This window comes from Pseudolabrys sp., from assembly GCF_050250095.1.
Lineage (GTDB): Bacteria > Pseudomonadota > Alphaproteobacteria > Rhizobiales > Xanthobacteraceae > Pseudolabrys.
Genome location: NZ_JBFWPH010000002.1, coordinates 689,619 through 712,554, shown reverse-complemented (window position 1 = coordinate 712,554; position 22,936 = coordinate 689,619). Strand labels below are relative to the sequence as shown.

The following is a 22,936-nucleotide window of genomic DNA, read 5'->3' as shown; positions in this document are numbered from 1 at the left end:
GGCCGCCTCGTCCGCTATGGCCGTGGCGCAGGCTCGGCCTGCGGACGTTTCGGCGGAACCGGCGTCGCATCGTCCGGTGCAGGTCCCGCGGGGCCGCCGGCATTGGGCGCAGGCGCAGCCTTCGGCTCCGGGTTCATGATGCTGACCGGCGGGATCGAGGCCGCCGAGGGAAAGTCGAACTTGGTCGGCATGTGCCCCGGCGTTCCGGCCTGAGGCGCAGTCGCCTCATCGCCGGACTTTGAACCCGGAGTGCTTTCGGTCGCCTTGGCAACCGCCGCCGCATTTTCCTTCCAGTCGTCGGCGTGACGGCGGACGTAACCCTCGAACACCCGCCCTTTCAGGTTGACCTGAAGAATCCCGGCGTCGGCGAACAATGCGAGGGCGTCGCAGCGCACCGCGGTGCAGCCGTTGCGGACTGTCAGCAGATGCGCGGCGATGCCGAACGGATCGCGCTCCAGCGACCGGCGCAACGCCACCATCGCGTTCATCCCGGCGAGCGCCTTGCCCGGCGCAAGGCGTTGCGCGTCCTCGAGCAGCGAGAGCCGCGCATCGACATAGGCGACGGCCGACGCGACCGCCGACGCATTGGCGAACACCGCCTTCTCGCATGCATTGTCGATGACGTCGCCGGCATCGACCGTCAGACAGCCGAGCGGCGAGCCCGGCATCGTCGCGCGCGCGGAAATTTCTGACGCCCGCGCCTCGAGCGCGCGGCGCGTGTCGGCAAGCTCGCGAACGCCGTTCTGGAACAAGAGCGCAACGACGCCGGCCGATACGATGACGCCGAGGACGACGCGGATCAGGCCGCCGGTCCAGTTTCCGGCGCGCGCCCGCGCGACCTCGACGACGCAGAGCAGAACAAGCAGCGCCGCGAGCGCTCCCGCCACAAAGGCGGGAACGCTCATGGTCGCTTGCGTGAAGTCAGCCAGCCATGGGAACGAGGTCTGGCTCATGATCCTCCGCTTATCGGGTTATCTCGGCGTGATGCCCGCCGACTTCACGACGGCGCCCCACTTCTCGATGTCCTTGCGAAGATAAGCATCGAACTGGGCGGTCGTCATGTGCATCGGAACCGCGCCCTGCTTGGCCCAAGCCCCGCGCACCGCCGGGTCGTCGATCACCTTGTTGATTTCCTTGTTGAGCAACTGGACGATCTCGTCCGGCGTGCCCTTCGGCGCCATGATACCGAGCCAGATCACGGCTTCGTAGCCCGGCACGCCCGCTTCCGCGACCGTCGGCACATCGGGCATCAGCTCCGAGCGCTTCGCGCCGGTGGTGGCAATCGCCACCACCTTGCCCGCCTTGGCGTTGCTGGACATCGTGGTAATGGCGTCGAACATCATCTGGACGTGGCCGCCCAGCACGCTGTTGCGCGCGTCGCCCGACGCCTTGTGCGGGACGTGGACGATATCGGTGCCGCTCATCGACTTAAACAGCTCGCCGGCCATGTGATACGGCGTGCCCGGACCCGACGAGGCGTAGTTCAGCGTCCCCGGCTTCGCCTTCGCCAGCGCGATGAGGCCCTTGACGTCCTTCACGTCGGTCGAGGGATGCACGACCAGCAGCAGGTCCGAATAGTTGATCGGCGCGACCGGAACGAAATCGCGCATCAGCACGAAGGGCTTGTTCTTGATGAGCGACTCGTTGGTGGTGTGGGTGTTCGACATCACCAGCAGCGTGTAGCCGTCGGGCGCCGACTGATGCACCGCCTCGGTGCCGATGATAGAACCCGCGCCGGGGCGATCCTCGACGACGAAGGACTGCTTCATCGACTTCGACATATGGTCGGCCAGCACGCGCGCGAAGACGTCGGCGGGTCCGCCGGCGCCGAACGGCACGATCAGCTTCACGGTGCGGTTCGGATAATCGAGCGCCTGCGCGGGCGCGGCAACCAGAACCGCGCCGGCCAAAGCAGCGGCCGACAAACGAGCAAAGACATTCATTCGAAACCTCCTCCCAAACGGGCGTTGTTATGATGGCTCCGGGTTGTCTCCCGCAGCCTCTCGGTTGGGCTCCGATCAAAACGCCGACCGGAACGGCATCGCGAGACAGCCTCTCACGATACCTGCCCGACTATTATAAACCGCGCCACCGGAATTATTCCGGCGTCACGCCGCCCACCGATTTGAAGGTGGCGAAAGTCGACGGCGAACGGTTCCGGCGTGCACGACAGGCACCCGGATCACGCCGCGATAATTCGGAGAAGGAACGAGCCTCAGACCCGCTCGAGCTGGCTTTCCTTGGCCACGCGCTCGAAGGCCTCGCCGGAGCTTTTGATCCGGTACTGGTAGTCGTCGCCTTCCGACGGCAACAGCTTCACGACGGTGTAGCTGCCGGTCGCCGCAGCGCGGCCGAATGAGGGCGACGTGAAATAGACCGCCTCACCGACCTCGTATTTGTGCAGACGCCGCGGCAGGCTGATCGTCGCGCTCGGCGGCGCGACCGGCAGGCTCACCGGACGGATGATGGCGTCAGCAGGCACGGCCTGCTTCACCGACGCCACCGGCCGGCGGCTCTCCGCCGCTTTTGCGCTCTTGGCGCTTTTGCCGGAGACCTGACGGGAGGGCTTTGCGGTTTTTTTGGTCGCGCGCTTGGCGATTTTCGCCGGGCGGCTCGCGGAACGGACGGTTTGCATGCTCATGGGATGACTATAGCAACTAAATCGCCCCTCCGGGGCCGTTTTTTCTGGAAAATTATATAATTTTTTCAGTTGCTTAGGCCTTGCGGATGCCTGCCGCCCGCTGCGGTTAACAGATTGGAACCGGCGGCGGCGGCGGGCGAATTGTGCGTGTTATGGTCGCGAAAACGCACCAAACAGCACCGAGAGCCGGGAGAATGACGATGCGCGCCGCCTATTACGAGCAAAACGGAACCGCACGGGACGTTCTGACGGTCGGCGAGGTCGCGATCGCGCCTCCGGGACCCGGCGAGGTGCGCGTGAAGCTCGCGACCTCCGCCGTGAACCCCTCGGACGTCAAATCCCGGCTCGGCGCGACCCGCAAGATTGCCTGGCCGCGCGTGATCCCGCACAGCGACGGCGCCGGCACCATCGATCGGGTCGGCGACGGCGTCGACAAGACCCGCATCGGCGAGCGGGTCTGGATCTGGAACGGCCAGTGGAAGCGCGCCAACGGCACCGCGGCCGAATACATCGTCCTCCCCGCCGCGCAGGCCGCGCCGCTGCCCGACAAGGTAAGCTTCGCGGAGGGCGCCTGCCTTGGCATTCCGGCGATGACCGCGGTCCACGCGCTGGAACTGACCGGGGCGACCAAGGACACCACGCTGCTGGTCGCCGGAGGGGCCGGCTCGGTATCGCAATACATCATCCAGTTCGCGAAAATGCGCGGGGCCACCGTCATCACCACGATCTCCTCGCCGGAGAAAGCCAGGCTCGCCCGCGACCTCGGCGCCGACCACACCATCGATTACAAGCGCGAGAATGTCGGCGAGCGGGTGATGGAACTGACCGGCAAGCACGGCGTCGACGCGGTGCTGGAACTCGACCTCGCCGCCAACGCCCATCTGATCCCTTCGGTGCTCAAGCCGAAGGGCAGCGTGATCGTCTACGGCACCGGTGCGGCCGAGGCGACGCTGCCGGCCTTCTTCTGCCTGACCCAGTCGATCCGCATCCAGTTCTTCCTCGTCTACGAGCTTGACCCGACCCGCCGCGCGCACGCGATCCGCATCATCAACGAGGCGCTGGCGCGCGGCGCGCTGGTCAACCGCCACGCCACCCCCTTCACGCTCGACAACATCGTTGCGGCGCACGAGGCCGTCGAGCAGAACACCACCGACGGCAATGTGATCGTCACCCTGTGAGCTGAAAGGACGACGGCCATGACACCCGTTCCGCATCGCGCCGGTCTCTATCTCGCGGTTCTCCAGTTTCTGTTCACGACCTGCTGGACGGTCTATGCGATCTATCTGCCTCAGCTCGCCGCGAGCGCGGGGATCGCAGCCGGCGCGATCATTCTGCTCCTGATGCTCGACCAGGCGATTTTCACGGTCACCGATTTCGCCACCGGCATCGCCGCCGACAAGGTGTCGCGCGTGCTGGGCCGCGTCGGCTTCTGGGTCGCGGGCGTGACGCTGCTTTCGTGCCTCGCCTTCGTCGCACTGCCCTATATCGCGCCGGCCGGCGCCGGCGTCTTCATTGCGATTACCGTGGTTTGGGCCGTGACGTCATCGGCGCTGCGCGCGCCGCCGCTGATGCTGCTCGGCAAATTTGCCGCCAAGCCGGCGATCCCGTATCTGTCGAGCCTCGCGCTGTTCGGCATCGGCGTCGCCGGTGCGATCGCGCCCTATCTCGCCATCGCGCTGCGCCAGCAGGACCCACGGCTTCCCTTTGTCATCGCCAGCGTGGTGCTGGTCGCGACCACCTTCGGCCTTGCCGGCGTGGAGCGGATGCTGGCCCGGCAAGCCCCCGCCGCAACACCGTCGGCGCCGGTGCCGCCGAAACCGGACCTGTCCCGCAACGCCGTCATCTTCGCGCTGGCGCTGATCGTGCTGGCGCTCGGCTTCCAGCTCCATTTCGCGATCAACAGCGCGCCGATGTTCCGCCGCCTCGCCTCGCCCGAGGCCGTCGCATGGCTGATGCCGGTGTTCTGGGTCGGCTTCAATCTGGCGATGTTTCCGGCCGGGGCCCTCGTCAACCGGATCGGGCACTACCCGGTGATGGGCATCTCGGCGCTGATCGGCGCCGTGGCGATTGCGATCACCGCGCTTGCCAACAGCCTCGAACTGGTGGTGGCCGCGCAGTTCGCCGCCGGCGCGGCCTGGGGCTGCATCCTGATGGCCGCCTTCACACTCGCCTTCGCGGTCGGCAAGGACGGTCATGAGGGCGCAATGACGGGCCTGCTGTTCTCGACGCTGGCGCTGGCGACCTTCGTCCGCATGGGCGCGGTCGCGGCCGGCCTGCCCGGCAATGCGGCGCTGCACAGCCTGCTCGCGTGGGCGCCGACCGTATGCTGGACGCTCGCCGGCGTCGGATTGTTCGTCGCGGCGACCGCGACGATGCGCGCGCGGCCCGCCTAGAGCCTTTCCGGCTTCGATGAAATCAAAGCCGAAAACGCTCTAAGGCGCCACGGCGCAGTCTGCGAAGCCGGCGCGGTCGAGCGCAACGCGCACGGTGCCGTCGCGCTTCATCGCCTCGACGAAGTCCGTCACCGCCTTCAATGCCTCGGGCCGCCCCTTGGGCACCGCAACGGCAACGCCGGTCTCCTGGAAATTGCCCGCAAGCACGAGGGCGCCCGGCAGATCCGGCAGCAAGGTGGCGAACGAGTCACGCGACAGCGCGAACAGGTCCGCCGCGCCGGCTTTTGCCATGCGTACCATGTCGCCGACGCCGCGCACGTCCTCGACGGTGCCGTTGGTGAGGAAGCGCCGCGCGCTGCGTCCGGTGGTCGTGCCGGCGATCGCCACCGCGCGGGCGCCGGGGAAGTTCGCATCCTTCAACTGCGTGAGCGTCGAGCCGGCCGGAACCAGGAAGGTGCTCTCGATCAGGATGTAAGCCGGACCGAAATCGACTTTTTTCGCCCGCTCGGCGTCCTGCGGCATGAAGGCGACGTCGACCGCGCCGCTTGCGGCCGCTTCGGTGAGCTCGCCGGAATTCGGGAACACCACAAGCTCGACCGGCGCACCCAGATTCCGCCCGAGCGCGGCGAACAGATCGACGGTGACGCCCTGCGGCGCGCCGTCCCGCTCGATGGCGAAGAAGGCCGAGGCCGCCGGCGCGGCGACGACGCCGCAACGCAGCGTGCCCGATGGAGCGAGAGCCTTGAAAACGGACGACATGAGAGCGGACGCCATGGCAGGGACTTGTTCCGGCAGGGAAAACGAAGGCTCCGCCTATACCACAGGGCCTGCGCCGCCGTCATCGTGGCCGCGCTTCGCCACAGAATAGGCCGCAAGCCGCCATGCTCGCGCCCCGCGGACCGCGCCTGCTGCAAGGGACACGAGGGACCAAGCATACGAAGGGAACCGGGTTCCACGCCCGCACGTTTAAGGCGCGGGACAACACAGGAGGTCGTCATGCGTTTCATTCTCGGGATGTTCACCGGTGCGGCGCTGCTGATGGCGACCGCCTACATGCACGACAACGGTACGCTGCGCTTCGGCCCGGACCAGTCGTTCGTCAACTGGCCGCAGGTGCAGGAACTGGCGAGCCGGATGCAGAATGGACTCTCCAACGCCTGGGCGACGCATGTGAAGGGCGCCTAGGCGCAGTTGGTAACGGCCACATCATAAGAGTCTGATCATGCGATTTCTGTTCGGCATCGTCGTCGGCGCCGCCCTGCTCGTCGCGCTGGCCTGGCTGCACGACACCGGCACGCTGCGGTTCGGCCCGGAGCAGGCTTTCGTCAATTGGGACGTGGTGATGGGCGCCGGGCGGTAGACGCGCGGGCACACGTCATCGCCCCTGTTGTTTACGGCGCGGGGCACGCCGGACTTCCTGATCTCGCATTCCAGCCCCGGTGAAAGACGGGGCGCGCGGAACGCCGGACGTTTCACCGCGTCCACGGCCCTGTGTGTGTTTGAGTTTGAACACACAGGCGAAGTCACCGCAGTCGCTGGATTCGTCCAGCGTCCCGCGCGCGGTGTTGAGAGCTTTTTCCCTGCAAGCCCCGGCGCGGGTCCGTTGTACGCGCCGCTGTTCCGGCCGCCCGCCGGATGGGGATCGCAGGGCTTGCGCCCTTATTTGCCGCCGCTCCGCTCCGCGTCACGTCTCGCGCGAAACGGCGACCACCGCTGCCTGCCCCGCGCCTCGTGACGCTCGCGAAACGCCCCCGTTTAACGGGGCAGGATGACTAGGATTTAAATCCTGATGTGGGATTTGTCAAGGCGCATTTCACTCTGCGTCGTCCCGGTCGAGCGCGTTTGCGCGAGGACCGGGATCCATAGCCTCCGCCTCTGTGACTTCACACCATGCGCTTGCGGATATGGGTCCCCGCCTTCGCGGGGACGACCCTGAGGATCAAAACCTCTCCACCCAGGGCCGCACCTCGATCTCCCAGGACCACGACGAGCGCGGCTGGCGGATGAGATGCAGATAATCCTGCGCGATGGCATCGGGATCGAGCAGCGCATCGGGCTTGTCCGGCTCCGCCGGACGGCGCGCGTTGCGGATGCCGCCGTCGATCACGACATGGCCGACATGGATGCCCTGCGGGTGCAGCTCACGCGCCATGCTCTGCGCGAGGCCGCGCAGTGCGAACTTGCCCATCGCGAAGGGCGCGGACTGCGCATAGCCCTTCACGCCGGCCGACGCGCCGGTGAAAACGATGACGCCCTGCCCTTTCTTGAGCATGCGGCGGACCGCCTGCTGCGCGACGAGGAAGGCACCGAACGCCGTGATGGCGAGCGTCTTCTCGACCTCGGCGGGATCGAGATCGACGAGCGGGCCGCGCACGCGAAAGCTCGGATTGTAGACGACGACGTCCGGCGCTTCGCCGGCCTTGTCGAGCGCGGCAAACAGCGCCTCGACCTCATCACGTTTCGCCACGTCGCAGTTGTAAGCCTTCGCGCCGGTGGCTGCGACGAACTCCGCGAGTTTCTCGGCCGAGCGCGCGGCCAGCGCGACGCTCATGCCTTCTTTGAGGAACAGTCGCGCCAGCGAAGCCGACAGCCCCGCTCCCGCGCCGACGATGAGGGCATTTTTGTAATTCATTGAGACACCACAATCATCAACCGTCATGGCCGGCCATAGCACGTCGAAGACGGGCGTGAACGCCCTTATGTGCCGGCCATCCACGTCTTACTTCCCCCGCATCAAAGCAAGACGTGGATGCCCGCCAAAGGGCGGGCATGACAAAGGGGCGTCACGCTGGCGTTACTTCTTCCCCTTGCCCGCCGGACATTCGCCCACCCGCACCGCCTCGATCTTTTTGTCCGAGGTGGTGCGCTGGCCCATGACGCGCACATCGGACTTCAGCGTGCCGGTGTAGCGCGTCGCGGAGACGAAGGTGTATACGCCGGTGATGTCGAACGAGAACTGCTTCGGGTCGCCGCACTTCATGACGAACGTCACGGTGTTGCCGGTCTGCTTGGCGTCAACGTTCTGGCACTGGGCGCCGCCCTGCTCCGCGATCTGCTTCTTCATTTCGTTGACGACGTTGACCGCATCCCGCGCCTCGTCGGCCGTCATGCACTCCTTCTCGACCTGCGGTGCAACCGGCTGGCCGTTCTCGGTGCCGGTTTCCGTCACCTGCCACTCGCCGGGCGAAAGCTCGATCGCCGCGCGCGCCGGCAAGGCCACGGCAAAAATCGCGGCCGCGACGGCCGCCGCAAGATAAAACGTGTTCATCGGATGCCCCCCGATCGCAAGCCGGGCTCAGCCGACTTGCGCATTTAAAAAGGCTGACATCGGGTGTACCCGACGTCAGTGGACGGGTCCGCGCGCACAATCGCGGAGGCGGCTCCCGTTCCGGGTGTTAGGGTAAGGCCGATTCGACAGCCTGTCTCGCCGCCGCCATGCGCCAATCTGCCGCCAGACCTCCCGGAGACCCTCGCCCGCCCGCGCCGGCAGGACGGCATCATGGCTGGCTCGGCCGCCAGATCGACACGCTCTATCCGGGCTCCTTCGCGCTGGTGATGGCGACCGGCATCATCTCCAACGCCTTTTACTTCGAAGGCATGCACGGCATCTCCGAGGTGCTGTTCGATATCAACGTCGCCGCCTATGCCTGGCTCATCGCCGCCACCGCGGCGCGGCTGGTGCGCGCGCCGCGAGCGCTGTGGGCCGACCTCACCAGCCCGCAACTGACCTTTGCCTTCTTCACGCTGGTCGCGGCGACCGACGTGCTCGGCTTCGGCATTCTGGTGCGGGGGCACGAGGGGCTTGCGCTGTCAATGTGGGCGGCCGCGCTCGGCCTGTGGGTCGTGCTGATCTATCTCAGCTTCGGCGTGCTGATCTTCCTCAACACCGCGCACGGCGCCAATGTCGTGCATGGCGGCTGGCTGATCGCCATCGTCGGCACCCAGTCCCTCGTCGTGCTCGGCACGCAGGTCGCGCCGGCCGCGGGCAGCGCGGCGCCGACGATCTTCGTGCTGATCCACATGCTGTGGGGCGTCGGGCTTGCGCTCTACGGCATTTTCATCGTGCTGTTCGCGCAGCGCGTGTTCTTCATCGACGTCGCGCCGGACGACATCACGCCGCTGTTGTGGGTGGTGATGGGCGCGGCCGCGATCACGACCAATGCGGGCGCGATGCTGATCCTGACCGACAGCCGGCTGCCCTATCTCCACGCGATGCGCCCCTTCATCGACGGCGTGACGCTGATCGCCTGGGCTTGGGCGACGTTCTGGATTCCGCTGCTGGTGCTGTTCGGCCTGTGGAAGCACGGCGCCTGCCGGGTGCCGCTGCGCTACACGCCGATGCTGTGGAGCCTCGTGTTTCCGCTCGGCATGTTCGCGCTGGCGAGCCTGCGGCTCTCACTCGCCGCCGGCGTGCCGCTGCTGCGTGTGCTGTCGCAAGGCATGGTGTGGATCGCGCTCGCGGCGTGGATCGCGACGGCGATGGGATTGGCGTGGTCGGTGGCGCAGAGCCTCCGCGCCAGCGCGCGCGTCACATCCTGAACACGCCGAACTTCGTCTCCGGCACCGGCGCATTGAGCGCGGCGGAGAAGGCCAGCGCCAGAACGCGGCGGGTTTCCGACGGCGCGATGATGCCGTCATCCCACAACCGCGCGGTGGCGTAATAGGGATTGCCCTCTTCCTCATACTGCTCGCGGATCGGCGCCTTGAAGGCTTCCTCAGCTTCGGCGCTCCACTCGCGGCCCGCCGCCTCGTGATTGTCGCGCTGGACGGTCGCGAGCACCGAGGCCGCCTGCTCGCCGCCCATCACCGAGATGCGCGAATTCGGCCAGGTGAACAGGAAGCGCGGCGAGTAACCGCGCCCGCACATGCCGTAGTTTCCCGCGCCGTAGCTGCCGCCGACGATAACGGTGATCTTCGGCACCTGCGCGCAGGCGACCGCGGTGACGAGCTTGGCGCCGTCCTTGGCGATGCCGCCGGCCTCGTAGTCGCGGCCGACCATGAAGCCGACGATGTTCTGCAGGAACAACAGCGGAATACGGCGCTGGCAGGCCAGCTCGATGAAATGCGCGCCCTTGAGCGCGCTCTCCGAGAAGAGAATGCCGTTGTTGCCGAGGATCGCGACCGGCATGCCGTGGATGCGGGCAAAGCCCGTGACCAGCGTGGTGCCGTACAGCGCCTTGAACTCGTCGAACTCCGAGCCGTCGACAAGCCGCGCGATCACCTCGCGGATGTCGTACTGTTTCTTGAGATCGACCGGCACGAGGCCGTCAAGCTCGGCAGTGTCGAACAGCGGATCGCGCGCCGGATGCATCGGAATGTCCGGCTGCTTGCGGCGATTAAGGTTGGCGACGATGCGGCGCGCGATCTGCAGCGCGTGGTGGTCGTCCTGCGCCAGATGATCGGCGACGCCGGATTTGCGGGTGTGAACGTCGGCACCGCCCAGGTCTTCGGCGCTGACGACCTCGCCGGTCGCGGCCTTCACCAGCGGCGGGCCGCCAAGGAAGATAGTGCCCTGCCCCTTGACGATGACGGTCTCGTCGCTCATCGCCGGGACGTAAGCGCCGCCCGCGGTGCAGGAGCCCATGACGACGGCGATCTGCGGGATGCCGGCGGCCGACATGGTGGCCTGGTTGTAGAAGATGCGGCCGAAATGCTCGCGGTCCGGGAACACTTCGGTCTGGTGCGGCAGGTTCGCGCCGCCACTGTCGACGAGGTAAAGGCACGGCATGTTGTTCTCGCGCGCGATCTCCTGCGCGCGCAGGTGCTTCTTCACCGTCATCGGGAAATAGGTGCCGCCCTTGATCGTCGAGTCGTTGCAGACGATCACGCATTCACGGCCCTCGACGCGACCGATGCCGGTGATCAGTCCCGCGCCGTGGATCGCCTCGCCATATAGGCCGCCGGCGGCGAGCGGCGACAGCTCGAGGAACGGCGCGCCGGGATCGATGAGCGTCATGACGCGATCGCGGGGCAGCAGCTTGCCGCGCGACAGGTGACGCTCCCGCGCGCGCGGCGGGCCACCCTGCGCCGCCTCGCCGCGCCGGCCGTTCAACTCCGCGATGAGCGCCGCCATCCGCTCCGCATTGGCGCGGATGTCGGCCGCGTTGGCGTCGAGCGGAGTGCCGATTTGCGCCACCTGAAACCTCCCCCGGAAACCCTTCTCGATTCTGGTCCGGAGGGTGCCTTGGAGCACCGGGGAAGGCAATGGAACATGGCCCGAATGCGGGATTCGCCGGCGCGGGATCGGCTATCCTGCGCCCGCCGGAGCCGCGCAAGGAGACACGATGATCGCCCGTTTCGAGGGACTGACCCCGACCCGCAGCCGCGCCGTCGTCCATGACGGGCTGGTGTTTACGGTCGCGGTGTCGCCGGACCCCGACCCCACCGTCTACGCGCAGGCGGTCAAGGCGCTGCAGCGCATCGACGAGAGCCTCGCGATGGCCGGCACCGACAAGAGCAGGATTCTCCAGGCGATCGTCTATATCTGCGATATCAAGTGCAAAGAGGAATTCAACAAGGCCTGGGACGAATGGGTCGATCGCGCCCATCCGCCGATGCGGGCCTGCCTCGGCGTCGATCTCGAACCTCCGCACATGGTCGAGATCGTGGTGACGGCGACGACAAAGCAGTGAGGGACACAACGATGCAGGAACGCATGCAAGGCACGCTCGACAACTACAAGGACCTGAAGCTCAAGCTCGGCGGCATCGTGCCGCCCGGCAAGGAGTTCTTCCGCAACATGCTGTTCGACAATCTCTACGCCTCGCTGCCGCGCGACCCGCAGGCCAAGGTGCAGATCTACAACGCCGAGATCCTGCCGGGCGGCTACACCAACTGGCACTGCCATAACGGCGCGACCTTCTTCGTCGTGCTGCAGGGCGAGTTCGAAGCGCATTTCGAGGAAGGCATCCTGATCCGCGGCAAGGCGGGCGACTGTTATTCCGAGCCGATCGCCAAGTTCCATCGCGGGCACAATCCGCACCCGGAACTGGCCTATCACACCATCGGCATCGCCATCACGCCGCCGGACCGCGAGCACGTCACCAATTCGCTGACCTGTCCGTGGAAGTGACCGGCGGCCTTACGACACGCACCGCAAAGGATTCTGGATGACGTTCAAGAGCCCGATCAACGCCCGCTATTTCGAGGATTACGTCGAGGGCGACGTCCACACCTTCGGCTCCGCCGTGGTCGATGCCGACGAGCAGATGGCGTTTTCCAAACGCTACGACCCGCAGAGCATCCACATCGACCCGGCGGCGGCCGACAAGGGCCCGTTCGGCGGCATCATCGCCAGCGGCTGGTACACCGGCAGCCTGATGATGCGGATGCTGGTCGATCACTACCTCACCCATAACGCCAGCATGGCCTCGCCCGGCGTCGACGAGTTGCGCTGGCTGAAGCCGGTGCGGCCGGGCGACGTGCTGTCGGTCCGCGCGACGATCACGAAGGCGACACCGTCGAAATCGAAGCCCGACCGCGGCGCGGTGACGACCTTCATGGAAGTGCTCAACCAGAACGGCGAGGTCGTGATGTCGATGACGGCCGTCAACATCGTCGGGCGGCGGCCGGCGAAGTGAATTAATGAGCCGCTCACCCCCGCGAAAGCGGGGGTCCAAGCTGGATTCCCGCTTTCGCGGGAATGAGCGGAATTTGGCGCGATTGATGCGCTTAGGCTCTCACCTCAATTTAGAAGACGGTGCGGGCTACGCCCTCACCTCCTGCCGCTGGAACACCACGTAGCCAGCGGCGAACAGCAGGATCGTCGCCGCGATCAGGCCGACGATCTGCGGCCAGGCCAGCAGCAGGCTGTCGCCGAGCGGCAGCGGCGCGCCCATCACCGCGCCCTGCAACTGGCTGATATAGACGGGACCGAGCGTCCGCGTCGCCGGATGCAGGATGGCGAGCACCGTCTCGCCGAACAGCGTGGCGGGAGACAATCGCCCGAGCATCTGCCCGGCGACCAGCACGCCCGCCGGATCGCCGGAGGGCATCGCCGCCTGCGCTACCGCCGGCGCGAGCGCCGGCCAGATCGCGGTCATGAACAGCCAGAACCCGAGCGTCACCAGCGCGGCGGTCGCCGCCGAGCGGAACAGGATCGAGGCGAGCATGGCGAAGGCGAGCCACACCGCGGCATAGACGACGGTGACGCCGAGGAAGGCGACGATGCGCAGCGTCTCCTCTCCGCCCGGCGGCACGCCGAGCAGGAACAGGCCGATGCCGATCACCAGCAGCCACAGCGTCACGAGACTGATGGCGAGCGTCGCCAGCGCGGCGAGGAATTTGCCGAACAGCAGCGCGTCGCGATAGATCGGCTGCGACAGGATGCGCGACAGCGTGCGGCGGTTATGCTCGCCGTTGACGGCGTCGAAGCCGAGCCCGATCGCCATCAGCGGCACCAGAAAGCCGAGAAAGGCGACGAAAGACGGCAGCGGTTCCTGCGCGGTGGTGAACAGCTTGAGGAAGACGAACGGGTCCTCCGCCGTGGTGGCGCGCACGCTCTGGATCGCGCCGTAAAGCGCGGCCAGCGCGGTCAGCACCACCAGCCATTCGAGCACGCGCATGCGCGCGCTCGACAGGTGGTCCGCCATTTCCTTGAGCCAGACGATGCCGAGGCCCTGCCACGGCGTTCCCTCACGCGGCATGACGCACCTCCCCTGTTTCTCTCGCGGCCTGTTCGAAATAGCGGGTGTAGATCTGCTCGAGGCTCGGTTTGTCGAGCGCGAGCCGCAACAGGCTGCCGCCGGCGGCCAGCACTTCGGTCGCCGCTTCCGGCCGCAGGTCGCGGTTGCACAACAGCCGGTAGAACCGGCCGTCGCGCACCGTCAGATTCTGCACGCCCGGGATCGAAGCGAGCCGGCGGTTGAGGTCGATACCGCCGGCCGCTTCGACCTCGACGGCGAAGCCGCCGCCGAGCACCTGCTGGCCGAGTTGCGCGACCGAACCCATCAGCGCAATCCGGCCGGCATTGAACAAGGCAACGCGGTCGCACACGCTCTGTACCCGGTCGAGCAGATGGGAACTGAGCATCACCGTGACGCCGCTCTCCTTCAGCGACCGGATCAGCGCCAGCAGCTCGACGCTCGCCTGCGGATCGAGGCCGTTGGTCGGCTCGTCGAGGATCGCAATGCGCGCGTCCTTCATGACGATCTCGGCGAGGCCGAGACGCTGGCGCATGCCGTGCGAATAGGCGCCGACCTTCTTCGCCCCGGCGTCCGACAGCCCGACCCGCTCGAGCGCCTGCGCGATCCGCCGCGAGCGCTGATCGTGCGGGATGCCGATCAGCCGCGCGGTGTAATGCAGGTTATCGACGCCGGAGAGGTTGTCGTAGAAGCCGACATTGTCGGGCAGATAGCCGACCTGCCGCTTGACCGAGAGCGGCTCGCGTGCCGGATCCCTCCCCAGCACGCGAGCCTTCCCCCCAGTGATCTCGCTCAGGCCCAGCAGCATCAGGATGGTGGTGGTCTTTCCTGCGCCGTTGGGACCGAGCACGCCGAAGATTTCGCCGCGCCGGATGTCGAACGACACCCCGTCGACGACGGTGGCGGAGCCATACCGCTTGGTCAGGCTCTCCGCCGCAATGACGATGTCTTCCATCGCATCACCGCCGGCCGAAGCGAGCGACCGCGCCGACCATCAACAGCAGCGCGATGCCGACGATGCCGGCGCCGACCGCGCCCCACACCGTCGAGGTCGAGACGGTGACGCGGAAATTGGCCGAGCCGGAATTGCCGCGCGCGTCGGCGCGCATCGCCGTCACATAGTCGCCGGCGATGGTCTTGATGGTCGGCGTCAGCAACGCCTGTACCTCCTGATGCTGGTTCGGCGCGATGCGGTCGACCATCGCGGGCTCGAAGGTGATCTTCCAGCCGGACGGCGCGGTGCCGGACAGTTTCACATGCTCGGCCGGCGCGGTGCCGCCGTTGCTGACGATGATCGGGATCGAGGTTTCGCGCCCGGCGACCGCGCGGGCGCTCAGGATGCCGTTGCGGCCGGCAAGGCTGAGGTTTGGCTCGCCGGTCAGGTCGAGTTTCATCGCGGCCTGCGCCTTGGCGTCGCCCGCGGCGACATGGGCGGTGATGGCGTAGCTGCCGGCATTGGCGTCATCCGGCGGCGTGACCTTCAGCTTGATGTCTTTCGACTGGCCGGCGTCGACCGGCACCGCCGTCAGTTGCTGGGTGCCGTAGGCTTCGGTGAACTGGACGTCGAAGTTGCGCGGCGCGTCGGCGGCCAGACCGACCAGCAGCTTCTTGCCGCTGTCGTTCTTGACGCTCAGCGTATAGTCGAAGCTCGAGCGCGCCGTGCCGCGCAGCTCGGGCAATTGCGCATTGAGCGAGAGCTTGGCCGGCAGCTGCTTGGCGAGCGTGACATTGATCGGCAACGCGATCGTCTCACCCGTACCACCCGCCCCCTGCGCCCGCACCGTCAGCGGCGCGGACGGCGCGGTGGCGTCCTTCGGAATATCGAGGCGGAGGCTGAACGACACCGACGAATCCGGCGACGGCATCGCGGCCGCGACCGGCTGGCCGCCACCGAGCAGCGTCGCGGTCCAGCCTTTCGGCACGCCGTCGACGCTGAGCGCAAAGCGTTCGGGCGCATGGTCGAAATTGCGCAGTTGCAGCGCGACGGTGGCGGTGGTTCCCGCCTGCACGCTGACGGCCGGATAATCGGTAACGAGATAGATGCCTTTGACGCCGGGCGGACTGTCGGCCGCGTGCGCGGCAATCGCGGTGGCGGAGACGACGGAAAGGACAGCGAGGGATGCAATCAATCGGTTCAGCATGGCGAGCAACTCCATGCGGGCCGGAAATGGCCCGCGTGATGTCGCCCCCAATGGAATGCCGAAACGCGCCAGCCCCTCTTAAACCGAGGCGCGAACGAGCACGACAGGCTATGCGGAAACAATTTGACGAAAATGGGGACTCTGTGACCGCGCAGCGGCGGCGCGATGACGCGGGGCGTGCCTGCGCTACTCGCTCGCCTTGTTCACCGTCGGCCAGTCCGGCTCATTGTTGGACATGACCCAGGGCTCCTTGAGCGCGGCGGAACGCCATTCGCGCCACGCCGGCAGCGCGCGCACGGCGTCCATATAGGCTTTGGTGTCGTCGGCGACCGGCAGCGCGAAGTTATAGAAGCGCGCGACCACCGGCGCATACATCGCGTCCGCCGCGCAGAACGGGCCGAACAAAAAGGGACCGCCGGCCTGCTCGCCGAACCGTTTGCGGCAATCGCGCCAGATTGCCTCGATGCGCGCCACGTTGTCATGGACCTCGGGCGGAAATTCGCGCGGGCGCGGCGGCAGCCACATATTCATCGGGCAGTTCTTGCGCAGCGGCTGGAAGCCCGCATGCATTTCCGAGGAAACGACGCGGGCGTGGCTGCGCGCGGCGCGATCCTTCGGCCACAGCCCGGCGTCGGGGAACCGGTCGGCGAGATGTTCGAGGATCGCGAGCGATTCCCACACCGCGACGCCGTTATCGAGCAGCACGGGAACCTTGCCGGCCGGCGAATGCTGCAAGATTTTCTCGGCGCTGCCCGGCTCGTAGAGCGGGATCACGATCTCGTCGAAGGCGAGGCCCGCGACCTTCATCGCGATCCACGGCCGCAGCGACCACGACGAGTAATTCTTGTTGCCGATGACGAGTGTCAGCCCCACTGCCCCATCTCCCTGTTGGCGCCAGATTTGCCGGGGCGCGGCGGCGGCGACAAGCGAATTATGGGAATGAAGGCATCACCGCCACAAATAAATCCCCTCAGGGGCATCTCAGGGCTATCAAATCGCCCCGCCAAACCGGTTCCATTCTTCACGAACGACGGAACGCGAGTGCGTCACATGCGTTGACGTCTGACGGCGTTCTGCCGCCAAGGCCCCAGTCATTGATGAGGGCCGATTGACCCAGTGGAGGATATCCCATGAAGCATATTGTGACCTTTGCCGCTGCCGCGGCCCTGATGGCCGGTGTTTCGATTGCCAGTGCGCAGACGACCAAGAGCGGCACGATGACCAAGAGCGGCGCCAGCGCCACCAACGGGCAGTATTGCCTGGACCGCGACGGCTCCAAGAACTGTAAGTATCCGACGCTCGCGGCCTGCCAGAAGGACGTCGGCGGCAGCGGCGGCAAGTGCGACAAGAACCCGAACTTCGCCGCCAAGAGCAACGGCATGAAGTCGAACGCCATGGAGCCGAAATCCGGCGGCATGAAGAACGACATGAAGAAGTCGAGCCCGATCAAGCAGGAGTCGGACTCGGTCAAGAAGCAGTAAGGCTCTTAAGCCTGCGGCCGCACCGAGCGGCCCTTTGACAATCATTCGGGCCCGTGCCGGCATCCGGTACGGGCCCGTTTCATGTGTCGCGCGTTACAGCTATTAGCCGCGGTTCTCGCCCGGCATGGCGTCAGGCGCCTGCACGATGCCGCCGGCCTTCTTCCAGGCGCCGAAGCCGCCCGCGATGTGAGCGACCGGCTTCAGGCCCATCTTGTGCGCGGTGTGAGCGGCAAGCGCCGACCGCAAGCCGCCGGCGCAGAAAAACACGAACTTCTTGTCCTGCGCGAAGACAGCCTTGTGATAGGGGCTCGCCGGATCGATCCAGAATTCCAGCATCCCGCGCGGGCAATGAAACGCGCCGGGGATACGGCCGTCGCGCGACAGCTCGCGGATATCGCGAATGTCCACGAGCACGACATTGTCGTTGCCGGCAAGCTCGACGGCCTGCGCGGTCGGGATGGTCTCGATCTCGCGCTCGGCCTCATCGACCATCGCGCGGAACCCGGTGGTAATCTTTTGCGGCATCGCGTGTCTCCTTGCTCCCTATCGTGACAGAAGGGGGAGAAGCGCGCCAGATGTCCGCACGATTGTGGCGGTTATTCGCTCACGTCATGCCGAGCAGCATCGCAATGCTGAGCACGATCGCGACCGCGACCACCACGGCGAGCGCGGTGGTCACCTGCTCGGTGAGTTCCGCGCGCGCGTCGGTCGCAGCGTTGGAATTGGCAGGCGCCGGGATCACGTCGGGTGTGTCCGCGCCGGTGTCAGGCGCGGGCAGGAAGGCGGCAACGCGCCGCAAGGACAGAAGGGCCATCGCAATTTCTCCATGCGTCGGCATTTGGAAAACGCCGGGAAACGCGAACCCGCCACGACTCAATAACCAGAGGATAGCAGAGCGCCACAGCCGCGCTCAGGATTGACTCGGCCGGCGACGGCCGCTGCGATTCGGGGTCGCGTTTGTTACGGCGACGGCAGCAGCGCCGAGCTGCGGCCCGTCATCCAGTAGGCGACGAGCCCGACCCACTCGCGCACCGCAGTATCGGTCCGCGCAAGTCCGGCCGACAGCCGGTTGAACGGAACGGCGCCGTCCTGCGGACCGCGGGTGCGCCAGTCGACCGGATAGGCTTCGACCGGAAAGCCGACCTTGCGGAAGCAGCCGATCGAGCGCGGCATGTGGTTCGCCGAGGTGACGAGCAGCCAGCGCTCGCCGGCCTTGGGCTGCACCAGCGCCTGCGTGAACGCGGCGTTTTCGGCGGTGTTGCGCGAGCGGTCTTCCAGAACGAACCGTTCGCGCGGCAGACCGAGCGAGACGAACAGCCGCTCCGCGGCCACCGCCTCCTTCGCGCCGCCGGTCAGGCCGCCATTGCCGCCGGAAAAGACGATGCGCGCCCGCGGATATTGCCGCGCCAGCGCGACCGCCGCCGTCATCCGCTCGCCGGCTTCGGTGAGTTCCGCGGTGCCGCGCGCCGCCGAGACCTCGGGCGCGATGCCGCCGCCGAGCACGACAATGCCGACCGGTTCGCCGCGCGCGGCGTCCCAGGCTGGATCGTTGGCCGGAAAGCGCTCCTCCAGCGCCGACATCAGGAGATTGCCGACCGGGGAAAAGCCCGCGACCGCGAGCAGCATGATCGCGGTAAAGGCGAGCCAGATGCCGGTCCGCCGCCAGCGCGTCATCAGCAGCACAAGGCCGGCGAGCGCCGCGACGATCAGCAGATTGGACGGCGACGCGAAGAAGCCGACGGTCTTGGAAAGGATGAAGAACATCGGGCACCGGCTCGTTGATCGGTTTGCAGCGTCGATGAAACCCGCTCATTCCCGCGGAAGCGGGAATCCATATTGATTGAAACTGGACCCCCGCTTTCGCGGGGGTGAGCGGAGTATGCTTAGCCCTGCCGCTTCTTCCAGTCCTCGTAACGCTTCTTGTTCTCGTCGTTCGGCGGATAAAGGCCGGGGAGCTTCGCGCCCTTCTCGACCTCCTCGACCAGCCAGGTCTCCAGCCGCTCGTGCTCGGCGCCTTCCGAGGCGACGAAGTCGGCCAGCGCCTGCGGCACCACCACCGCGCCGTCGTCGTCGGCGACGATGATGTCGCCGGGGAAGATCGCGCAGTCGCCGCAGGCGATCGGCTCGTTCCAGCCGACGAAGGTGAGTTGGTTGACGGAGGCCGGCGCCGCAACGCCGTTGCACCACACCGGGATGCCGGTTTTCAGGATGCCTTCCTTGTCGCGCATCACGCCGTCGGTGACGAGCGCCGCGACGCCGCGCTTGACCATGCGCATGCACAGGATGTCGCCGAAGATGCCGGCGGTCGAAACGCCCATCGCGTCGGCGATGGCGACGCAGCCCTCCGGCATTTCTTCGATCGCGCCGCGCGTCGAGATCGGCTTCGACCAGCTTTCCGGCGTCGCGAGATCCTCGCGCACCGGCACGAAGCGCAACGTGAAGGCCGGCCCGGCGATCCGCTTGCCGGAGAAGCCGAACGGCATGGCGCCGGCGATCCAGCAGCGGCGGATGCCCTTCTTGAGCAGCATCGTGGTGATGGTGCCCGTCGTGATATGGCGCAGCGCCTCGATGGTGGCGGTCATGCGTGAAACTCCCGGTCAGGCCGCGGTGAGGCCGATGCGCTCATCGCGGCGGCGAAGACAGACGACGAAGGGGATCGACAGCAGGACCATCCAGGCCTTGCCGACAACCTGCCCGGCGAGAAAATCGAGCGAGCCGAACGCCAGCGACAGGAAGACGATGGAGTCGACCACAAGGCCGACCAGGCTCGACGCGACGACCGCGAGCACCAGCCGCCGGCGCGCGAGCGGCGTATAGACGGCGAAGTCGGCGAATTCCGACAGGATGAAGGCGGTGGCCGACGCCACCACCAGCGACAGCGGCGCGAGCGCGACCGAGATCGCCGCGCCGGCGAGGATCGCAAGCGCGCCCATCGCGGCGCCGAGCCGGCGCTGCACGAGGTCGCGCAGCACCAGCGCAACGCCGACCATCACCACCGCGGACGGCGCCATCAGCGTCGGGCCGAACGGATTGGGCAGCACCGGGATCAGGCACGGGCCGCCGCCGACGCAGACGGTCCCGACATGGCCGATCATCCAGTTCGCCGCCGGAATGGTGAGGCAGAACAGGACGAGAAAAATCCAGCCTTCGATCAGCCGCTGTCGTTCGAGCGTCATCAATCCCCCAATGATCCCCGGGCCTGCCTTGCGCGGTCCTGTGCATAGCCTCACGCGGGCAGATTGCAAGCGGGCAGATGGCGGCGAGCGGCAAACCCCACGAGACGCGGGATGAGACGACAGATCAGTCCCATTTGGGCGAAAATGCCCAGTCGACCAGCCGGCGCTTGCGGCCGCCCAGCGCCGCGATCTCGTTCATCTCGGCTTCGGTCAACGCGAAATCGAAGATGGCGAGGTTTTCCTCGAGCCGCTCGACCTTGCTGGTGCGCGGGATGACGACGATGCCCTGCTGCACCAGCCAGCGCAGGCAGACCTGCGGCGCGCTCTTGTTGTATTTGCCGCCGATCCGGGTGAGCAGCGCGTCGCCCTTGGCGTCGCCGCGGGCGATCGGGCTGTAGGCGGTCACCGCCATGCCGTGCCCGCTCGCGGCCGCGATGACGACGGACTGATCGAGATACGGGTGGCATTCGATCTGGTTGCAGACCAGCGGCTCGCTCGACAGCGCCACCGCCTCGTCCATCAGCGCGACGGTGAAGTTCGAGACGCCGATGTGGCGGGCATAGCCGTCGGTTTTCATCTTGCACAGCGCGCCGATGGTTTCGGCGAGCGGAATGCGCGGGTTCGGCCAGTGGATCAGCAGCAGATCGACCTCGGTGAGCCGCAACCGCGCGAGGCTTTCCTTGGTAGTGCGGATCAGATCGGCCGGCGCGAGATTTTGCGGAATGATCTTGGTGGTGACGAAGACCTCGCTGCGCTTGCCCGAGGCACGCACGCCCTCGCCAACCTCGCGCTCATTGTCGTACATCTGCGCGGTGTCGATGTGACGATAGCCGATGCGGATCGCCTGCTCGACGAGGCGCGAGCAATCGCGACCGCGCAGCGTCCATGTTCCGAGCCCGACCAGCGGGATGCGGGCACCATTGGCTTCGACGACGGGGGTGGCCATGTCGGGTCAGAACCTCCCGCGTTACGGCGTGTCCCAGACCGGCGCATGCGGCGGATTGACGACACGCATGTGGTTGGACTTGAGCGCCTTCAATTCCGTCATCTCGGCGTCGCTGAGCTTGAAGTCGAACACTTCCATGTTCTCCTTCATGTGCGCCGGCGTCGCGGTGCGCGGAATGGCGATGAAGCCCTGCTGCACCAGGAAGCGCAGCGCGACCTGCACCCAGCTCTTGCCGTGCGCCTTGCCGATCCGCTCCAGCACCTCGTTGCCGGTGCCCTTGCCGCGCACCGCAGGGCAATAGGCGACCAACGCCATGCCCTTCGCCTTGCAGGCGGCGATCACCTTGTCCTGATTGATCAGCGGATGCATCTCGATCTGGTTGCAGACCAGCGGCTCGCTGGTGACGTCCCAGGCTTCCTTCAGGAGCGCGGTGGTGAAGTTGGCGACGCCGACGTGCTTGGCGAGGCCGTCCTTCTTCGCCTTGCAGAGCGAGCCGATCGACTCCTTCAACGGCACGTCCTTGTTATTCCAGTGAATGAGCAGCAGATCGACCTGCGGCACTTTCAGATTGGCGAGGCTCTCGTCGAGCGACTGGCGGAACTTGTCGCCCATCAGATGCGTCTCGCGCACCTTGGTGGTGAGAAAGATCTCATCGCGCTTGACGCCCGACTGGCGGATGCCCTCCCCGACCTCTTTCTCGTTGCCGTAGAACCATGCGGTATCGATATGGCGATAGCCCATCTGCAGCGCGTTCTTCACGGCCTGCACGCAGACGTCTTCCTTGAGCGTCATGGTGCCGAGGCCGATCATCGGAATGCTTGCGCCAAAAACGTCTACGTTCTGCATCGGGAACTCCTGAATTCGGACGAGGCGGCGGAAGGATGCCCGCACACCTGAGCCATGCCAATCGGTGAGCTATGACCGCAGCGATGCCCGCCCATTCATGCACCGCAGCCGAAGACGCAATCCGGTTTGAATGAGCCGATAACCGTTGGCTCATCGCAAGAAACCTCGAGGCGAGACTGGGAACTATCGCGCATAGGCTGGAACAATTCAAAACTAAAATTGCTGCATCCTGCCCACGAACGTTCTATCAGACCCACACATTCACATTCCGGAAGCCGACGTTCCGGGGGCGGCCCGCTCCGACGTTCACAGGGAGAAATCCGCATGCGCACATCGCTCCTTTTGCTGGCGCTCGCGGCAGGATTGACGCTTGCCGCGCCCGCCGTGGCCGCGGACGACGATGATGCGATCATCATCACCATCAAGGACCACAAATTCAGTCCCGCCGAGGTGAAGGTGCCCGCCAACAAGCGGCTCATCGTCACCGTCGTCAACGACGATCCGACGCCGGAAGAATTCGAAAGCAAGTCGCTGCGGGTGGAAAAGATCATCGCCGGCAAGTCGCAGGGCGCAGTACGCATCGGCCCGCTGAAGCCAGGCCGCTACGGCTTCTTCGGCGAATTCCACGAAGCCACCGCGCAGGGCGCGGTGATCGCCGAGTAACCGGCCC

Annotated in this window: 28 protein-coding genes; 10 read left to right on the top strand and 18 right to left on the bottom strand. The window is 66.4% G+C overall.

Annotated features, from left to right (window positions below):
- Nucleotides 1-14: 14 nt before the first annotated feature.
- The 3 genes from AB7F10_RS08700 to AB7F10_RS08690 form a co-directional block, all read right to left on the bottom strand.
- Entirely contained in the window at nt 15-953 is a 939-nt protein-coding gene (locus AB7F10_RS08700) for a hypothetical protein (protein WP_428558537.1), read from the bottom strand.
- 18 nt (nt 954-971) lie between these two features.
- Nucleotides 972-1,943, bottom strand: a complete 972-nt coding sequence (locus AB7F10_RS08695) for a Bug family tripartite tricarboxylate transporter substrate binding protein (protein ID WP_428558539.1) — start codon at nt 1,941-1,943, stop codon at nt 972-974.
- Nucleotides 1,944-2,215: 272 nt separating this feature from the next.
- Nucleotides 2,216-2,416: a hypothetical protein gene (locus tag AB7F10_RS08690; protein ID WP_428559985.1), complete on the bottom strand. Its 201-nt coding sequence runs from the start codon at nt 2,414-2,416 to the stop codon at nt 2,216-2,218.
- A gap of 419 nt (nt 2,417-2,835) precedes the next feature.
- Here AB7F10_RS08690 and AB7F10_RS08685 point away from each other — a divergent pair, with 419 nt between their 5' ends.
- Both AB7F10_RS08685 and AB7F10_RS08680 read left to right on the top strand, forming a co-directional pair.
- Nucleotides 2,836-3,819 carry an NADPH:quinone reductase gene (locus tag AB7F10_RS08685; protein ID WP_428558541.1) on the top strand — a complete coding sequence of 328 codons (984 nt, stop codon included), beginning with the start codon at nt 2,836-2,838 and terminating at the stop codon, nt 3,817-3,819.
- Nucleotides 3,820-3,837: 18 nt separating this feature from the next.
- A complete protein-coding gene (locus AB7F10_RS08680) occupies nt 3,838-5,034 on the top strand; it encodes an MFS transporter (RefSeq protein WP_428558544.1) in 1,197 nt (398 codons plus the stop codon).
- A 39-nt stretch (nt 5,035-5,073) separates the two neighbouring features.
- Here AB7F10_RS08680 and AB7F10_RS08675 read toward each other — a convergent pair whose 3' ends face one another.
- The gene (locus tag AB7F10_RS08675) at nt 5,074-5,793 is read right to left on the bottom strand and encodes a transporter substrate-binding domain-containing protein (RefSeq protein ID WP_428558547.1); all 720 of its coding nucleotides are present in this window, start codon (nt 5,791-5,793) and stop codon (nt 5,074-5,076) included.
- Between the two features lie 237 nt (nt 5,794-6,030).
- On the opposite strand from AB7F10_RS08675, the gene AB7F10_RS08670 reads away from it, so the two are divergent.
- Nucleotides 6,031-6,219, top strand: coding sequence for a hypothetical protein (locus tag AB7F10_RS08670; protein ID WP_428558550.1), 189 nt, complete (start codon nt 6,031-6,033; stop codon nt 6,217-6,219).
- Between the two features lie 37 nt (nt 6,220-6,256).
- Nucleotides 6,257-6,394 carry a hypothetical protein gene (locus AB7F10_RS08665; RefSeq protein WP_428558552.1) on the top strand — a complete coding sequence of 46 codons (138 nt, stop codon included), beginning with the start codon at nt 6,257-6,259 and terminating at the stop codon, nt 6,392-6,394.
- A 579-nt stretch (nt 6,395-6,973) separates the two neighbouring features.
- On the opposite strand, the gene AB7F10_RS08660 is transcribed toward AB7F10_RS08665, so the two are convergent.
- The gene (locus AB7F10_RS08660; RefSeq protein ID WP_428558554.1) at nt 6,974-7,666 is read right to left on the bottom strand and encodes an SDR family NAD(P)-dependent oxidoreductase; all 693 of its coding nucleotides are present in this window, start codon (nt 7,664-7,666) and stop codon (nt 6,974-6,976) included.
- A gap of 162 nt (nt 7,667-7,828) precedes the next feature.
- Nucleotides 7,829-8,302 carry a DUF3617 domain-containing protein gene (locus AB7F10_RS08655; RefSeq protein WP_428558556.1) on the bottom strand — a complete coding sequence of 158 codons (474 nt, stop codon included), beginning with the start codon at nt 8,300-8,302 and terminating at the stop codon, nt 7,829-7,831.
- Nucleotides 8,303-8,469: 167 nt separating this feature from the next.
- Here AB7F10_RS08655 and AB7F10_RS08650 point away from each other — a divergent pair, with 167 nt between their 5' ends.
- A complete protein-coding gene (locus AB7F10_RS08650) occupies nt 8,470-9,573 on the top strand; it encodes a tellurite resistance/C4-dicarboxylate transporter family protein (RefSeq protein WP_428558558.1) in 1,104 nt (367 codons plus the stop codon).
- On the opposite strand, the gene AB7F10_RS08645 is transcribed toward AB7F10_RS08650, so the two are convergent.
- Nucleotides 9,563-11,170, bottom strand: coding sequence for a carboxyl transferase domain-containing protein (locus tag AB7F10_RS08645; RefSeq protein WP_428558560.1), 1,608 nt, complete (start codon nt 11,168-11,170; stop codon nt 9,563-9,565). The two genes, AB7F10_RS08650 and AB7F10_RS08645, sit on opposite strands and share 11 nt — an antisense overlap.
- A 148-nt stretch (nt 11,171-11,318) precedes the next feature.
- Here AB7F10_RS08645 and AB7F10_RS08640 point away from each other — a divergent pair, with 148 nt between their 5' ends.
- From AB7F10_RS08640 to AB7F10_RS08630, 3 genes are read left to right on the top strand one after another with little or no spacing between them, the layout of a single operon-like run.
- Nucleotides 11,319-11,666, top strand: a complete 348-nt coding sequence (locus tag AB7F10_RS08640; RefSeq protein ID WP_428558562.1) for a RidA family protein — start codon at nt 11,319-11,321, stop codon at nt 11,664-11,666.
- 11 nt (nt 11,667-11,677) lie between these two features.
- Nucleotides 11,678-12,106, top strand: coding sequence for a cupin domain-containing protein (locus tag AB7F10_RS08635; protein ID WP_428558564.1), 429 nt, complete (start codon nt 11,678-11,680; stop codon nt 12,104-12,106).
- Between the two features lie 37 nt (nt 12,107-12,143).
- Nucleotides 12,144-12,614 (top strand): MaoC family dehydratase, encoded by a 471-nt coding sequence (locus AB7F10_RS08630; RefSeq protein ID WP_428558566.1) that lies wholly within the window; start codon nt 12,144-12,146, stop codon nt 12,612-12,614.
- 126 nt (nt 12,615-12,740) lie between these two features.
- On the opposite strand, the gene AB7F10_RS08625 is transcribed toward AB7F10_RS08630, so the two are convergent.
- From AB7F10_RS08625 to AB7F10_RS08610, 4 genes are all read right to left on the bottom strand, one after another.
- Nucleotides 12,741-13,679, bottom strand: a complete 939-nt coding sequence (locus AB7F10_RS08625) for an ABC transporter permease (protein ID WP_428558568.1) — start codon at nt 13,677-13,679, stop codon at nt 12,741-12,743.
- Nucleotides 13,669-14,631, bottom strand: a complete 963-nt coding sequence (locus tag AB7F10_RS08620) for an ABC transporter ATP-binding protein (RefSeq protein ID WP_428558570.1) — start codon at nt 14,629-14,631, stop codon at nt 13,669-13,671. Before AB7F10_RS08620 ends, AB7F10_RS08625 begins: the two co-directional genes overlap by 11 nt.
- Before the next feature lie 4 nt (nt 14,632-14,635).
- Nucleotides 14,636-15,817, bottom strand: coding sequence for an NEW3 domain-containing protein (locus AB7F10_RS08615; RefSeq protein ID WP_428558572.1), 1,182 nt, complete (start codon nt 15,815-15,817; stop codon nt 14,636-14,638).
- 186 nt (nt 15,818-16,003) lie between these two features.
- The gene (locus tag AB7F10_RS08610; protein ID WP_428558574.1) at nt 16,004-16,690 is read right to left on the bottom strand and encodes a glutathione S-transferase family protein; all 687 of its coding nucleotides are present in this window, start codon (nt 16,688-16,690) and stop codon (nt 16,004-16,006) included.
- Between the two features lie 257 nt (nt 16,691-16,947).
- Here AB7F10_RS08610 and AB7F10_RS08605 point away from each other — a divergent pair, with 257 nt between their 5' ends.
- On the top strand, nt 16,948-17,298 hold the full coding sequence (locus tag AB7F10_RS08605) for a DUF3551 domain-containing protein (protein WP_428558576.1): 351 nt from the start codon (nt 16,948-16,950) through the stop codon (nt 17,296-17,298).
- A 102-nt stretch (nt 17,299-17,400) separates the two neighbouring features.
- Here the strand turns inward: AB7F10_RS08605 and AB7F10_RS08600 are convergent, their stop codons facing one another.
- The 7 genes from AB7F10_RS08600 to AB7F10_RS08570 form a co-directional block, all read right to left on the bottom strand.
- Complete coding sequence (locus AB7F10_RS08600) at nt 17,401-17,823, bottom strand: rhodanese-like domain-containing protein (RefSeq protein ID WP_428558578.1); 423 nt, start codon at nt 17,821-17,823, stop codon at nt 17,401-17,403.
- Between the two features lie 79 nt (nt 17,824-17,902).
- On the bottom strand, nt 17,903-18,112 hold the full coding sequence (locus tag AB7F10_RS08595; RefSeq protein ID WP_428558580.1) for a hypothetical protein: 210 nt from the start codon (nt 18,110-18,112) through the stop codon (nt 17,903-17,905).
- 146 nt (nt 18,113-18,258) lie between these two features.
- Nucleotides 18,259-19,062 (bottom strand): YdcF family protein, encoded by an 804-nt coding sequence (locus tag AB7F10_RS08590; RefSeq protein ID WP_428558582.1) that lies wholly within the window; start codon nt 19,060-19,062, stop codon nt 18,259-18,261.
- A gap of 119 nt (nt 19,063-19,181) precedes the next feature.
- Nucleotides 19,182-19,880 carry a ribonuclease activity regulator RraA gene (locus AB7F10_RS08585; protein ID WP_428558585.1) on the bottom strand — a complete coding sequence of 233 codons (699 nt, stop codon included), beginning with the start codon at nt 19,878-19,880 and terminating at the stop codon, nt 19,182-19,184.
- 15 nt (nt 19,881-19,895) lie between these two features.
- A complete protein-coding gene (locus tag AB7F10_RS08580; protein WP_428558587.1) occupies nt 19,896-20,474 on the bottom strand; it encodes a VUT family protein in 579 nt (192 codons plus the stop codon).
- A 124-nt stretch (nt 20,475-20,598) separates the two neighbouring features.
- A complete protein-coding gene (locus AB7F10_RS08575; RefSeq protein WP_428558589.1) occupies nt 20,599-21,420 on the bottom strand; it encodes an aldo/keto reductase in 822 nt (273 codons plus the stop codon).
- Nucleotides 21,421-21,441: 21 nt separating this feature from the next.
- Nucleotides 21,442-22,266: an aldo/keto reductase gene (locus AB7F10_RS08570; protein ID WP_428558591.1), complete on the bottom strand. Its 825-nt coding sequence runs from the start codon at nt 22,264-22,266 to the stop codon at nt 21,442-21,444.
- A 324-nt stretch (nt 22,267-22,590) separates the two neighbouring features.
- On the opposite strand from AB7F10_RS08570, the gene AB7F10_RS08565 reads away from it, so the two are divergent.
- Entirely contained in the window at nt 22,591-22,929 is a 339-nt protein-coding gene (locus tag AB7F10_RS08565) for a cupredoxin domain-containing protein (RefSeq protein WP_428558593.1), read from the top strand.
- Nucleotides 22,930-22,936: the final 7 nt, after the last annotated feature.